We start from the raw sequence: 13684 nt of genomic DNA, 5'->3' as shown, positions 1-13684 counted from the left end.
AATAGCTAAGATAAATACATTACTATAAAGTCATTTCTATGAAAAACTCCTAGACTGATCCATAGCTCCTCCCATAGTCAACCAAAACACCATAGCTAACATAGAGCCTGATGCATATACATATCCTTCAGAAATGAAACTTACTAGAAAAAAACTAATTACACATAAATATAATGACATCTTAATATCTTTATTTTTTAAAACTCTTTTCAATAATTTAAAATATATTCCTAATACTAAAAGACAAAAACTCAAAAGACCAACTATTCCTGTCATTGATAGAATAGCTAACCAAGAAGTACCTGGTTCTACACCTCCATCATCTCCAACTCCTTTATTCCCTATTTTTAATGTAGCAAAACCATTACCAAAAATAGGATTAGATTTAAATTCAGAAATACGATCTCTCCAATAAAACTCTCTAGAATTACCACTTCCTTTATTTTCTAAGCTCTTTGTAAATTTACCTGTCTTTCCTAAAAAAGTAAAACTCAACACCGCTAGCAATCCAATAAAACCTAATACTAAAATTATTTTTCCTTTATATCTTATGTAAAGACTAACTAATGAAGCAAAAACACATGCAACTAAAGCTGTTCTAGAAGCAGATAAAAGCATTGTTATTAATAGAAGAACCAAACAAGCAAACATCCAAATTTTGTTTTTGAATTTTCCATAAATTAATCGATGTAGTATACTAACAAAACCTATTCCTGCTAATGGTCCTAATAACATAGAATGATACGTTAAGCCACTAAAAGAACCTCTTCCTAAATTTGGCAGTCCTAACAAATACCAAAAAAAAGAACCAACTCCAACAATTTCACAAATTTTAATAACCCATTCAAAACTTTTTTTTCTAAAAAATTCAAACCCACTATTTATCATAAATGGACCAAATACAATAAATATTAAGAGCCATGCTAGCCATCTACTTTCTGCTTGAAAAAAAGAAGGTGTATTATTTGCTAATAAGCTTAAAGCTGTAGTAATAATTAATAGTATAGCTAATGGATTTAAATATCTAATTTTAAACTGAAACAAATTCAACATTAAAATTAATAAGATTAACCCATAATATAACTGCTGAGTAAAAAAGGGAAATGCAAACTTTAAATTAGTTAATATAACTAATGCTATAAATATAAAAATATAATACGATATTTTTTTTCCAAAAGATATATTACTCATAATAAACTAATTTAGTTTTTAATCATCTTTAGAAATAACTACTATTCCCAAAATCAGGAGTTAATTTAGGGTTAGAATAATATTTTTTAGTTGAAATCGGTACTACCTTTTTTGTTTTCAAACCGTCTCTCATACCTTTAACAAAGTATTGACAAATAATTATTTTTTTCCCTATCCCAAAATGCCATAATGAATATTTAAAATAACTTAAAAAAATTCTTATTGAAAACTTAAGTGCTTTAAAAAATGGCAAATATTTAAAATTTAATCTTACATTATTATAAACCCTCATTTTAACTCTGAACAGATTTGGCTTTTTTCTATTTACTGTATCAATATGTATTCCTTGTATTTCAGGATCAAATAATATATCATAACCCTGAATATGAACTTTCATACATAAAGACCTCTCTTCCCCTCCATAAATACATTCTTCATCCAAATACCCTGCCTTAACAACTGCTTCTCTTAAAAATATACCAAATGAACCATGATGATTAGATATCTCATAAGAAGAATCTTTACCTAGAGTATTATTCATATGTTTTTTACTTTCATAATCTAAACATAAAGGAGCGACTACCCCTGCATTCTTATGTTTAAGAAAAATAGTTTTACATTTTAAATAATTTTCATTGCTAATCATCATATCATCATCAACACATAGTATTACATCAAATTTAGCTTTTTTAAGTCCTAGATTTCTAGCTGGAGCTATTCCTAAATTTTTTTCATTAGTTATAACTGTAATGAACTTATATTTTTTTGCACAATCTTGTAAATAAGTTGATGTTCCATCATCTGAACCATTATCTACAACAATAACTTCTCCTCCACAGGTTAAAGCATTTGATATATTATTTTCAAATGTTTTTTTTAAAAGGTTTATTCTATTACAGGTAATAATTACAGTACTTAACATTTTTTATATTCTTTTAAAAATTTTGCAGTAATTTTACTATTACTATGATATTTTACTACATGATTGAAAGTTTCTAACTTTAAATTACGTCTTTCATCTTCTGACATCAAAATGATTTCTTTTATTTCTTCGTAGATTTGTATAGCATCGGGTTTAATATTTATTACAGGACAAGTATCTAAATTATTGTATACTAATGCCTCTTTTTCTGCTCCACTTAATATTATAGTATTTCTTTCCATTCCTAAAATCGCATTCATTCCATAATCATAACTCTTACATTGATCTATCAAAATATCTGCTTTATCTAAATACTCAAAATATTCATCTATCGGAATCTTTTCTATTATTTTAATATCAACTCTATCATTAAACTCTTTATTAACTCTTTCTAAAGCTTCTAAAATAAAACTAGCTCCTTTAAAGTTTCTTCGAGTAATACCAAAAAGAATAAATATTTTATCTTTTTTAAAATCCTTCTTATTTAGTTTTTCCGTGGAGCCAGGCAGTAATATTGGATGCTTCTGTTTTTTTATCTGGTTTCTAAATGAGTATGTATACATAGCTGGTATAACAGCATCGATTTTATCCATAAAGTACTCATGAGTTTCGTAATGCTTATTCTTATATTGAGGATACTCTATATGATTTATATCATCAAAAGGAAAATATTTAAATTTTGTGCTAGCATTAATAAAATCAATATCTGTACCACAAGCATAATAAATAGTTTTTTTATTTAATAAAAATATTAACTTTAATAAACCTGCTTTTTTAAAGTAATACGGTACAACTAAGGGGTTAATAAACTGTACTATATCATTAAAAATAAAAAACCTAATATTGATTAAGAAATGTAATATATTTTTTACTGCGGCCAATATATTATTTCCTTTATAAGGGCATAATTTAATATCAAAATCAAATTTTTTAAAACCATCTCCATTTGCTGCAATTTTAACTATGTGCCCTTCTTTAATTAATCCCTTTTTTAAATTATTATGAACACCACTAAACTCACCTATCAATAATATTTTCATATTTTATTTTTTTCTAAATCGATTAATTAACTCTTTTAAATTAATTCTCTTATCTAATTCTTTGAATGAATACAATATTGAACTAAAAAAAACAATTAAAGTAAAAAAGAATGATATCATTGTATTCACTTCTTTTGTCAATATGAAACATAAAGCTCCCAAAACTAATTGAATACTTATTAGTTTTAAAATTTGTTTTCCATATGAAAAACTATATTTTTTTAATGCTATAATATATACTTGAGTAAAAAAGAATAAATTTATAATTAAAAAAGAAATCCCTAAACCTTTCAAACCAAAATAATGGTATCCAAAAATATTTATAGCTAGAGTATAAACATTAACCAATGTTTCGCTATAAATATATATTTTTCTATCTCCTTTAGCTAGAAACACATATGCAATAGCCCATGCCATGGCTTTAAAATACATTCCTAAGGCAGCCCAATAAAGCATATCTTCAACCTCTAAAAATTTTGAAGAATACAAAATTGTAATAATCCATTTTAAACAAACTATAAAACCTATTATAATTGGGCCTAATATAATAATTGCAATTTCAGATTGTTCATTTATAACTTTTTTAATTTTAAAATTATCATTCGAAACAAGAGTTAATCTTGGAAAATAATCTGTACCCATTGCTGTAAAAATTAATCCTACGTAAGTATTAATAATTACAAAACCCGCACTAAAAAGACCTACTTGAGCTGCTCCTCCTACCTCTGTTATATATATTTGTAATAAATACGCTCCCAAAGAAGCAATTAATCCATTAAGAGCTATAATAACTCCCAATTTCACAAGACTTTTACTTTGAAATACTACTTGCTGTATAGGAATATTAACTCTTGGATAGTTTATTTTTTTTAAATAATAAAATGACAAACAAGTAGTTAAAAATGAGGTTATAACAAAAACGAATATAATGGCATCATTTCTGAAAAAGTAATAAGCAGGTACACTAACAATTAAGCTAAACACACTACCAATTAAATTTGATTTGGCTAATAGCTTTATTTTTCTTGTTCCTTGTATAATAGAGTTATTACCTATTGTTACTTGATTTAAAAGTAACGATAATGATAACCACATAAAAGATATTGTGTATTTAGTAGTTCCAAAAGTCCATACACTCATTTTTGGCGAAAGAACAAGTAAAATAATTCCTCCTAATATTCCTGTTACTAATGCTATTCTCTTTACTATTGTAATCTTCTTTCCTAGATATTCAGCATCATTCAAAGAATTTGACTCTGAAATTTCTTTAACAGCACTTGTATCCAAACCTATATTCGTTAATTTGGATATCAAACTAGAGGACGAAGTAAATAAGCTAATCAATCCTAATCCTGTTGGACCTAATAAAATAGCTATTAACTTTGTTTTTATTATTTGAATAATAATTTTAAACAATTGTACTCCACCAAAAATAGACGTAGACTTTAAAGCTATTTTGTAAGAATTACTTTCTTTAGACATTAAAACTATTTACAGTTTTGACAATTTTTTCTATTTCTTCTTGAGTTAATACAGCACTTATAGGTAAACTCAATACCTCATCATGAATTCTTTCAGTTATAGGAAATGTAAAATCATTAAAATCTTTATATGCATTTTGCTTATGAGGGGGGATTGGGTAATGAATTAAACTTTGAATATTATTTAATTCTAAATAATCTTTAAGTTTCTCTCTTTCTTTTATTCTTATTACAAACAAATGCCAAACATGTTCTTTTGCATCATTTACTACTGGTAGTTTAATTCTTTTGTTTTTAATATTTTTTAAATAATAATCTGCAACATATCTTCTTCCTTTTATATCATTTTCAATATACTTCAGTTTAACATTTAAAAACGCTGCTTGAATTTCATCTAACCTAGAATTTAATCCTTGATAAATATTTTCATATTTTTTATGAGACCCATAATTCCTTAAAGCTTTGATTGTTATATAAAGATCTTTGTCATTTGTAGTAACGGCACCCGCATCTCCAAGTGCTCCTAGATTTTTCCCTGGATAGAAACTATGCCCAGCTGCATCTCCTATACCTCCACTTTTCTTTTGACCAAATTCCGCTCCATGTGATTGAGCTGCGTCCTCTATTAACTTTAAATTATGCTCTTTACAAATTCTCAACATTTCATGATCAATAGAGTTTTGACCATACAAATGCACTGTTAAAACACCTTTAGTTCTAGATGTAATTGCCTGTTCTATTTTATATGAATCCAAGTTATATGTTTCATTATTGGGTTCTACAAAAACAGGTTTTAAACCATTATCTGTTACTGCTAAAACCGAAGCTATATAAGTATTTGCTGGAATTATAATTTCATCACCTTTTTTCATAACCCCTAGCTCTATATATGCTTTAAATATTAGACGTAAAGCATCTAACCCATTTGCTATTCCTAATGAATATTTAGATCCACAAAATTCAGCATAGTCTTTTTCAAAACTTTTCAATTCGTCTCCTAATAAATACCAACCAGAATCTATAACTCTCTTAGCTGCTTTATACAAATCTTCTTGATATTGAGAGTTTATTTTCTTTAAATCTAAAAATTTAATCATAACTTCTTAATTATATCATTTTCCCCCCATTCGTATTGGACTCCACTTTTTTTAGAAATCATATCCATATTTAAAATTTCACCAGAACGAGTTATAAAACCTACTTGTTTCGCGGGGCTTCCAACCCACAATTCATTTTTTCCTACATTTTTTGTCACTACAGATCCAGCTCCTATTAAAGCAAAGTCATGTATCTTAACTCCTCCAATAATTGTTGAATTTGCACCAATAGATACTCCTTTTTTTATAATGGTTTTTAAAAATTCTTCTGGATAGGATTTTGATCTTGGGATTAAATCATTTGTAAAAGTAACATTAGGTCCAATAAAAACATTATCTTCTAGAGTAATTCCATCCCATAATTGAACTCCACTTTTCACCGTTACATTATTTCCTATTACCACATCATTTTCAATAAAAACATGAGCATTTATGTTACAATTTTCTCCTATTTCTGCTTCTTTTAAAATTATAGAATACTGCCAAATTTTAGTATTTCTCCCTATGTTTTTGGATTGTACATCCGATAGCTTATGACAAAAATAATCCATTCTTTTCTTTACAAAATTTATTATAGTCTCTGATATAATCCTTATCTTCATATGGATGAGAAGCTAACACTAAACAAATTGCTCCTGATGAAAAATTTTCTAATTCTCTCCATAAACCTGGTACAACATGTAATGCCAAATTTGGTCTATTCAAAGTAACTCTTTTTTTATTTTTACCATCATCTAAAACCACATCAAAACTTCCACTAGCTGCTATAATATATTGTTCTAATTCATAGTGAGCATGCCCACCTCTAGCTTTACCCCCTGGAATATCGTATAAATAATATAGCCTTTTAATATTAAAAGGGATATTATTATTATTTTCTACAACAGTAATATTCCCTGCTTTATTATGTATTTTATTCATTTCTACAACCGAACAATCAAATACAGTATTATTAGACAACTCCATTTCTCAATCTTTTAAAATCATGAAAATCTCTTATATAATCTTCTTCGTTATAAGGTATTGATGATACTATCAAAGCCAAAGAGTTAGTAGAAAAATTTTCTAATTGCCTCCAATACATTTTTGGTATAAATAAACCATTATAAGATCTATTCAAGCTAAATTTGACTTCTTCTAAACCATCATTTAAAATTACATCGAAACTTCCAGATAATGCTACAATAAATTCTTTAGATTCTTTAAATGCATGTCCACCTCTTTTTTGACCTCCGGGAACATCATATATCCAATAAGTTCTTTTTATATCAAATGGTATTTGTTTTTGGTTTTCAAAAAAACTTAAGTTCCCTCTTTCATCAAGAATTTTTGGTAATGATATTAATTGAGGCTTATTCATTCTCTATTATTCTTCTTATATAATCCCCATAACCACTCTTCCCATAAAGTTTAGCTACTTCTAAAGCCTTGGCTTTATCAATAAACTCATGTCTAAATGCGACTTCCTCAATACATGCTATCTTCCTTCCTGTTCTTTTTTGAACTACTCTTACATATTCAGCTGCAGCCTCCATAGAATCTATTGTTCCTGTATCTAACCACACCATACCTCTTTTCATAACTCCTACTTCAATTTGATTCAAATCTAAATACATTTGATTTAATGTAGTGATTTCTTTCTCTCCCCTCGCTGACGGCTTTACTCTTTTAGCAAACTCAACAACTCTATTATCATAAAAGTATAGTCCAGGTACTGCATAAGAAGATTTAGGTGTTAGAGGCTTCTCTTCTATACTTATAGCTTTACCTTCTTCATTAAACTCCACTACTCCATATCTTTCAGGATCATTTACTGGATAGGCAAAAATTGCTGCTCCTTCAACGTTTGTTTTACTTCTTAATAACGTTCCTAATCCGTTTCCATAAAAAATATTATCTCCAAGAATCAAGGCCACTTTATCTTTTCCTATAAATTGTTCTCCTATTATGAACGCTTCAGCTAACCCGTTAGGTTCTTCTTGAATAGCATATTCAAATTTACATCCAATCTGAGAACCATCTCCTAATAATTTTTTAAAATTTGGCAAATCATGTGGTGTAGAAATAATTAATATTTCCCTTATACCTGCTAATAATAGTACAGATAAAGGATAATAAATCATAGGTTTATCATAAACAGGTAACAATTGTTTACTTACCGCTACTGTAAGAGGATATAACCTTGTGCCTGATCCTCCTGCTAAAATAATTCCTTTCATTAACTATATTGTTTTTGATAATACTCTTTATATACTCCTGATGTCACACTATTTAACCAATTTGTATTTTCAAGATACCAATCTATTGTTTTCGAAAGTCCTTCTTCAAAGGTAACAGATGGAGCCCAATTTAATTCTTTATTAATTTTATTTGCATCAATAGCATAGCGTAAATCATGACCTGGTCTATCTTTTACGTAAGTTATTAATTTTTCTGAACTTCCTTTTTCTCTTTTTAACTTATCATCCATTTGAGCACATAAAACTTTTACTAAGTCTATATTTTTCCATTCATTAAAACCTCCAATATTATATGTTTCTGAATTTGCTCCTTCATGAAAAACTTTATCTATTGCTGTTGCATGATCAATTACATATAACCAATCTCTCGTATAGTTTCCATCACCATAAACTGGCAAAGGTTTATTTTCAATAATATTATTAATAAATAATGGAATTAGCTTTTCAGGAAATTGATTTGGTCCATAGTTATTAGAACAATTACTAATTACATAGGGAAGTTTATAAGTTTCTCCATATGCTCTTACAAAATGATCAGAGCTAGCTTTTGACGCTGAATAAGGTGAATTAGGATCATAGGAAGTTTTTTCTGTAAATAAACCTACTTCACCTAAAGTTCCATAAACTTCATCTGTACTTATATGATAAAACAACTTGTTTGAAAAATTATCTTTCCAAATACTTTTAAAAGCATTTAATAAAATCATTGTTCCCAAAATATTAGTCTTAGCAAATGCTAATGGATCTGTAATTGATCTATCTACATGAGATTCAGCTGCTAAATGTATTACATGGGTAAATTTATGATTTTGAAATAAATCATTAATAAATTTTTCATCTGTAATATCGCCTTTTATAAACTCATAGTTATTTTCAGATTCTATATCTGATAAATTTTCTAAGTTTCCTGCATATGTTAATGCATCTAAATTATAAATCTTATAATTAGAATATTTTTTAACAAAAAGCCTTACAACATGTGATCCAATAAAACCTGCCCCTCCGGTAATTAATACTCTCTTATCCATCTTTTCTTTTTATTCCGCAAAAATCTAAAAAAACCTTTTCTCTATCAACAGCTTCCACATTTTTGAATTCATCATGAGCTACCAAGAAAGCAACTATATCTGCTTTATCTATTGCCTCTTTATAATTTGTAAGTTTAAATACATTGTGCTCTTTTATATTAGGTTCTACTATAAAATATTTGCCATTATTATCGTTTTGAAGAACTTTCTGCGCAATATATTTAGCTGGAGATTCTCTTAAATCATCAATATTTGGTTTAAAAGCCAATCCCATTAGAGCTACACTTGGTTTTCTACCATGTTTTATTTCAAACTTTAATTTTTCATTTTGAATTTTTTCAGCACACCAAAATGATTTATAATTATTTATTTCTCTTGCTGTTCCTATTATTTTAGACTCCATAGGATATTCAGATACAATAAAATATGGATCTACAGCAATACAATGTCCTCCTACTCCACATCCTGGTTGTAAAATATTTACTCTTGGATGTTTATTTGCTAACTCTATTAACTCCCAAACATTAATTCCTGCTTTATCACAAATAAGAGATAACTCATTTGCAAAAGCAATCTGAACATCACGAGAAGAATTCTCTACAAGTTTACACATCTCTGCTGTTCTAGCATTTGTAGCATGTAATTCTCCTTTTACATATTGTGAATAAAAAGAAATTGCTTTTTCTGTAGATTCCTGATTGATTCCACCAATCACACGATCATTATAAACCAATTCATGCATTACATTTCCTGGTAAAACTCTCTCAGGACAGTAAGCTATATACAACTCTCCTTCTAAATCTGGTCTTTCTTTATAAATTAAATCCATCATTTTCTCGGTTGTCCCTACTGGAGAAGTTGATTCAATAATATATAAATCTCCTTTTTTCAATAATGGAATAACCCCATTTGTTGCAGCTTCTACAAACGAAATATCTGGTTCATTCTTTCCTTTAAACGGAGTTGGAACTACTATCAAATAAGTATCTGCTTCTACTGCTTTTAAATCTGCTCTTAGATATCCTTTTTCTACGGCAGACGCCACAGCTTCATCTAATGAAGGTTCTACAATATGAATCTTTCCTTCATTGATTGTATTTACAACATTCTCATTGATATCTACACCGTGTACATAAGATTCTCCTTGCGCTATAAGAGCCGCTGTTGGTAGGCCAATATAACCTAAACCAATCATTACTACATCTACTTTATTCATTTCCTTTTTCTTCTATAAAACTTACAATTCTTTGACAAGCTTCTCCATCTCCATAAGGATTATGAAGCTCACTCATCTTTTCATATAATTCTTTATCTTCTAATAACTTTGTAGCTTCTGAAACTATTTTTTCTGTTTCTGTTCCAACTAAAATTACTGTTCCTGCTTCTACAGCTTCTGGTCTTTCTGTAGTATCTCTCATTACCAAAACTGGCTTCCCTAAACTTGGTGCTTCTTCTTGAACACCTCCACTATCGGTAATTATCAAATAAGATTTATTCATTAACCAAACAAATGCAGGATATGACAGTGGATCGATTAATTTTATATTTTTTATTGAGCTCAACAATTCATAAACTGGCTTTTGTACATTTGGGTTTAAATGCACTGGATAAACAATTTGAATTTCAGGATTTTTAATTGCTATTTCTTTTAAAGCTTTACAAATATTGATAAAACCTTGACCATGGTTTTCTCTTCTATGTCCAGTAACTAAAATCAATTTTCTAGATAAATCTAAATTCTCTTTTAAGAAATCAATTTCCTTATCCTGAATATTTTCAACCCTTTGCACGCTATCTTTTAAAGCATCAATTACTGTATTACCTGTAACTAAAATTTGAGATTCTGAAACTCCTTCTCTCAATAAATTTGCTTTAGATGTTGCAGTTGGAGCAAAATGATAATCTGTAATTCTACCAGTAACCTGACGATTAATTTCTTCAGGGAAAGGTGACCTTTTATTATTTGTTCTCAATCCAGCTTCTACATGACAAACTTCTGCATTTGAATAAAAAGCAGCTATACTTGATGCCATTGTTGTTGTTGTGTCTCCATGAACATATACATAATCTGGTTGATATTCATCTAAAATAGGTTTTAATCCTGTAATAATATCAGCTGTTAACATATGTAAGTTTTGATTAGGTTTCATTAAATTCAAATCAAAATCTGGTTCTATTTCGAAAAATGCTAGCACTTGATCTAACATTTCTCTATGCTGTGCTGTAACACAAACTTTAGTTTCCGTACTTGAACTTCTTTGAAACTCTTTAACTAAAGGCGCCATCTTAATAGCTTCAGGTCTTGTTCCAAAAATGATGAGATTCTTTTTTCTATCCATAATATTATCCAGCATAGTGTTTTTTATACCAATCAACAAACCTTTTTACCCCTTCCTTAATTGAGGTATTAGGTTTATAATCATAATCTTTTATCAAATCATCTACATTAGCCCAAGTTCTTTCTACATCTCCAGGTTGAATAGGCATTAACTCTTTTTCGGCTTTCTTATCTAAATTATTTTCTATTTCTGAAATAAAATCTAGAAGGTTTATTGAATTATTATTACCAATATTATATATTTTATATAAGCTTCTATCTTTTATATTTTTTTTTATTATTCTTTCGACTCCTTCAATAATATCATCTATATAAGTAAAATCTCTCTGCATATTACCATAATTAAAAACCTTTATTGAACGATTATTAATCATTGCTTCAGTAAATAATATTGGTGCCATATCTGGTCTACCCCATGGTCCATAAACAGTAAAAAAACGCAATCCTGTAGTTTGAATTCCATATAAATGTGAATACGTATGAGCCATTAATTCATTACTCTTTTTTGTAGCTGCATATAGACTTACTGGATGATCTACATTATCTGAAGTTTCAAATGGAATTTTAGTATTTGCTCCATATACACTTGAACTACTAGCATATATCAAATGTTCAATTGAAAAATATCGACAAGCTTCTAAAACATTTAAAAAACCTACAATATTACTTTGTATATAGACATCTGGATTCTCAATACTGTATCTAACACCAGCTTGTGCTGCTAGATTACATACTATATTTATTTTTTCTTTTTCAAACAGAGCAAATAAGTCCTTCTTGTCTTCTAAATTAAGCCTAATAAATTTAAAATTATAATACAAATTACTTTTAGAACTACAACAATACTCTTCCGCTTCCTCCCTTTCTACACCCAATTCTCTTAACCGTGCGTATTTAAGGTTTACATCATAATAGTCATTAATATTATCAAGCCCAATAACCTCAACTCCTGCTTTTAAAAGTTTCTTGGTTAAATGATACCCTATAAAACCTGCTGCTCCTGTTACTAAAACTTTCATTAGTTTTTTCCTATTTGATAATATTCAAAACCTTTTTCTTCTATATTAAAAACATTATATTGGTTCCTACCATCAAAAACTATTGGATAATTTAATTGCTTTTTAATTTCCTCAAAATCAGGCGAACGAAACTCTTTCCATTCAGTCAACAAAATCAATGCATCCGCTCCTTGAAGCACCTCATACTTTGCTTTCATATAAGTAATATTTTCAGCATTTTTTAAATAGAAATGCCTTGCTTCTTCAATTGCCTTTGGATCATATGCTTGGATTTTACCTCCTCTTTTTAACAACTCTTTAATCACATAAATAGCTGGAGCTTCTCTCATATCATCTGTCCCTGGTTTAAAAGACAACCCCCATAAACCAAAGGTCTTACCTGACAAATCTTCTCCAAAACGTCTAACTATTTTTTCTGCTATTACATATTTTTGGCGATTATTAACGTTCTCCACAGATTCAATAAGCTCAGCTTTATAATTACTTTCTTCAGCTATTTTTTTAAGAGCTTTAACATCTTTAGGAAAACATGACCCTCCATAACCTGCTCCTGGGTAAATAAAACTATAACCTATTCTTTTATCTGAACCAATACCAATTCGTACATTATTAACATCAGCCCCCACTCTTTCACAAATATTTGCTATTTCATTCATAAAAGAAATTTTAGTTGCTAACATTGCATTAGCTGCATATTTTGTCATCTCTGCTGAACGAATATCCATTGCTATAAATCTATCCCTAGACATTGTGAAAGGAGCATAGAGTTGTCTCATTTTATTGAATGCATAATCGGACTCTGCACCAATAACAACTCTATCAGGTTTCATAAAGTCATTTATTGCATCACCTTCCTTTAAAAACTCAGGATTAGAAACAACGTCAAATTCTAAATCAATATTTCTTTCATCTAGCTCTTTTTGAATTGTATCTTTTACCTTATCGGCAGTACCTACAGGTACTGTTGATTTATCAACTACGACTAACCTTCTATTCATCTTACTACCAATCTCTTTAGCCACAGCTAATACGTATTGTAAATCGGCAGAACCATCTTCCCCCATAGGTGTCCCCACTGCTATAAAAACAACTTCAACATCTTCTATCGCTTCTTCTAACTTATTGGTAAACGATAAATTCTTTTTTGCAACATTCTTAAGAACCATTTTTTGCAATCCTGGCTCATAGATAGGTACAATACCTTTATGCAATTTATTAATCTTATCTTGATCAATATCAACACAAGTTACCTTATTTCCCATCTCAGAAAAACAGGTACCAGAAACTAATCCGACATAACCTGTCCCTATAACAGCTATATTCATCTA

General features: G+C 28.8%; 14 protein-coding genes. All 14 read right to left on the bottom strand.

Annotated features, from left to right (window positions below; all coding sequences use genetic code 11):
- Nucleotides 1-36 precede the first annotated feature (36 nt).
- From ACOQN8_RS09725 to ACOQN8_RS09660, 14 genes are read right to left on the bottom strand one after another with little or no spacing between them, the layout of a single operon-like run.
- Nucleotides 37-1191 carry an O-antigen ligase family protein gene (locus tag ACOQN8_RS09725; protein WP_420552525.1) on the bottom strand — a complete coding sequence of 385 codons (1155 nt, stop codon included), beginning with the start codon at nucleotides 1189-1191 and terminating at the stop codon, nucleotides 37-39.
- Between the two features lie 28 nt (nucleotides 1192-1219).
- Entirely contained in the window at nucleotides 1220-2113 is an 894-nt protein-coding gene (locus tag ACOQN8_RS09720; protein WP_420552524.1) for a glycosyltransferase family 2 protein, read from the bottom strand.
- Nucleotides 2107-3153: a hypothetical protein gene (locus tag ACOQN8_RS09715; RefSeq protein WP_420552523.1), complete on the bottom strand. Its 1047-nt coding sequence runs from the start codon at nucleotides 3151-3153 to the stop codon at nucleotides 2107-2109. The genes ACOQN8_RS09720 and ACOQN8_RS09715 overlap by 7 nt, the downstream gene beginning before the upstream one ends.
- 3 nt (nucleotides 3154-3156) lie before the next feature.
- Nucleotides 3157-4635: an oligosaccharide flippase family protein gene (locus tag ACOQN8_RS09710; protein ID WP_420552522.1), complete on the bottom strand. Its 1479-nt coding sequence runs from the start codon at nucleotides 4633-4635 to the stop codon at nucleotides 3157-3159.
- Nucleotides 4628-5731, bottom strand: coding sequence for a DegT/DnrJ/EryC1/StrS family aminotransferase (locus ACOQN8_RS09705; protein WP_420552521.1), 1104 nt, complete (start codon nucleotides 5729-5731; stop codon nucleotides 4628-4630). The genes ACOQN8_RS09710 and ACOQN8_RS09705 overlap by 8 nt, the downstream gene beginning before the upstream one ends.
- Entirely contained in the window at nucleotides 5728-6282 is a 555-nt protein-coding gene (locus tag ACOQN8_RS09700) for an acyltransferase (RefSeq protein WP_420552520.1), read from the bottom strand. The genes ACOQN8_RS09705 and ACOQN8_RS09700 overlap by 4 nt, the downstream gene beginning before the upstream one ends.
- Nucleotides 6263-6697 (bottom strand): sugar 3,4-ketoisomerase, encoded by a 435-nt coding sequence (locus ACOQN8_RS09695; RefSeq protein ID WP_420552519.1) that lies wholly within the window; start codon nucleotides 6695-6697, stop codon nucleotides 6263-6265. Before ACOQN8_RS09695 ends, ACOQN8_RS09700 begins: the two co-directional genes overlap by 20 nt.
- The gene (locus ACOQN8_RS09690; RefSeq protein WP_420552518.1) at nucleotides 6684-7091 is read right to left on the bottom strand and encodes a sugar 3,4-ketoisomerase; all 408 of its coding nucleotides are present in this window, start codon (nucleotides 7089-7091) and stop codon (nucleotides 6684-6686) included. Before ACOQN8_RS09690 ends, ACOQN8_RS09695 begins: the two co-directional genes overlap by 14 nt.
- Nucleotides 7084-7950: a glucose-1-phosphate thymidylyltransferase RfbA gene (gene rfbA, locus ACOQN8_RS09685; protein WP_420552517.1), complete on the bottom strand. Its 867-nt coding sequence runs from the start codon at nucleotides 7948-7950 to the stop codon at nucleotides 7084-7086. The genes ACOQN8_RS09690 and rfbA overlap by 8 nt, the downstream gene beginning before the upstream one ends.
- On the bottom strand, nucleotides 7950-8999 hold the full coding sequence (gene rfbB / locus ACOQN8_RS09680; protein WP_420552516.1) for a dTDP-glucose 4,6-dehydratase: 1050 nt from the start codon (nucleotides 8997-8999) through the stop codon (nucleotides 7950-7952). The genes rfbA and rfbB overlap by 1 nt, the downstream gene beginning before the upstream one ends.
- Nucleotides 8992-10215, bottom strand: a complete 1224-nt coding sequence (wecC, locus tag ACOQN8_RS09675; protein WP_420552515.1) for a UDP-N-acetyl-D-mannosamine dehydrogenase — start codon at nucleotides 10213-10215, stop codon at nucleotides 8992-8994. Before wecC ends, rfbB begins: the two co-directional genes overlap by 8 nt.
- The gene (gene wecB / locus ACOQN8_RS09670; RefSeq protein WP_420552514.1) at nucleotides 10208-11353 is read right to left on the bottom strand and encodes a non-hydrolyzing UDP-N-acetylglucosamine 2-epimerase; all 1146 of its coding nucleotides are present in this window, start codon (nucleotides 11351-11353) and stop codon (nucleotides 10208-10210) included. Before wecB ends, wecC begins: the two co-directional genes overlap by 8 nt.
- Nucleotides 11343-12356, bottom strand: a complete 1014-nt coding sequence (locus ACOQN8_RS09665) for an NAD-dependent epimerase (protein ID WP_420552513.1) — start codon at nucleotides 12354-12356, stop codon at nucleotides 11343-11345. The genes wecB and ACOQN8_RS09665 overlap by 11 nt, the downstream gene beginning before the upstream one ends.
- Nucleotides 12356-13681: a UDP-glucose dehydrogenase family protein gene (locus tag ACOQN8_RS09660; protein ID WP_420552512.1), complete on the bottom strand. Its 1326-nt coding sequence runs from the start codon at nucleotides 13679-13681 to the stop codon at nucleotides 12356-12358. Before ACOQN8_RS09660 ends, ACOQN8_RS09665 begins: the two co-directional genes overlap by 1 nt.
- Between the last annotated feature and the right edge of the window lie 3 nt (nucleotides 13682-13684).

The organism is Tenacibaculum aiptasiae (assembly GCF_965221665.1).
GTDB classification, from domain to species: Bacteria; Bacteroidota; Bacteroidia; order Flavobacteriales; family Flavobacteriaceae; genus Polaribacter; species Polaribacter aiptasiae.
Note: the sequence above shows the minus strand (reverse complement) of the source record. Positions and strands in the feature narration are given on the sequence as shown.

What these genes read in the sequence shown, in the direction of transcription:
- ACOQN8_RS09725 (WP_420552525.1), bottom strand. Translation starts at nt 1,191, where the DNA reads ATGAGTAATATATCTTTTGGAAAAAAAATATCGTATTATATTTTTATA.
- ACOQN8_RS09720 (WP_420552524.1), bottom strand. Translation starts at nt 2,113, where the DNA reads ATGTTAAGTACTGTAATTATTACCTGTAATAGAATAAACCTTTTAAAA.
- ACOQN8_RS09715 (WP_420552523.1), bottom strand. Translation starts at nt 3,153, where the DNA reads ATGAAAATATTATTGATAGGTGAGTTTAGTGGTGTTCATAATAATTTA.
- ACOQN8_RS09710 (WP_420552522.1), bottom strand. Translation starts at nt 4,635, where the DNA reads ATGTCTAAAGAAAGTAATTCTTACAAAATAGCTTTAAAGTCTACGTCT.
- ACOQN8_RS09705 (WP_420552521.1), bottom strand. Translation starts at nt 5,731, where the DNA reads ATGATTAAATTTTTAGATTTAAAGAAAATAAACTCTCAATATCAAGAA.
- ACOQN8_RS09700 (WP_420552520.1), bottom strand. Translation starts at nt 6,282, where the DNA reads ATGGATTATTTTTGTCATAAGCTATCGGATGTACAATCCAAAAACATA.
- ACOQN8_RS09695 (WP_420552519.1), bottom strand. Translation starts at nt 6,697, where the DNA reads ATGGAGTTGTCTAATAATACTGTATTTGATTGTTCGGTTGTAGAAATG.
- ACOQN8_RS09690 (WP_420552518.1), bottom strand. Translation starts at nt 7,091, where the DNA reads ATGAATAAGCCTCAATTAATATCATTACCAAAAATTCTTGATGAAAGA.
- rfbA (WP_420552517.1), bottom strand. Translation starts at nt 7,950, where the DNA reads ATGAAAGGAATTATTTTAGCAGGAGGATCAGGCACAAGGTTATATCCT.
- rfbB (WP_420552516.1), bottom strand. Translation starts at nt 8,999, where the DNA reads ATGGATAAGAGAGTATTAATTACCGGAGGGGCAGGTTTTATTGGATCA.
- wecC (WP_420552515.1), bottom strand. Translation starts at nt 10,215, where the DNA reads ATGAATAAAGTAGATGTAGTAATGATTGGTTTAGGTTATATTGGCCTA.
- wecB (WP_420552514.1), bottom strand. Translation starts at nt 11,353, where the DNA reads ATGCTGGATAATATTATGGATAGAAAAAAGAATCTCATCATTTTTGGA.
- ACOQN8_RS09665 (WP_420552513.1), bottom strand. Translation starts at nt 12,356, where the DNA reads ATGAAAGTTTTAGTAACAGGAGCAGCAGGTTTTATAGGGTATCATTTA.
- ACOQN8_RS09660 (WP_420552512.1), bottom strand. Translation starts at nt 13,681, where the DNA reads ATGAATATAGCTGTTATAGGGACAGGTTATGTCGGATTAGTTTCTGGT.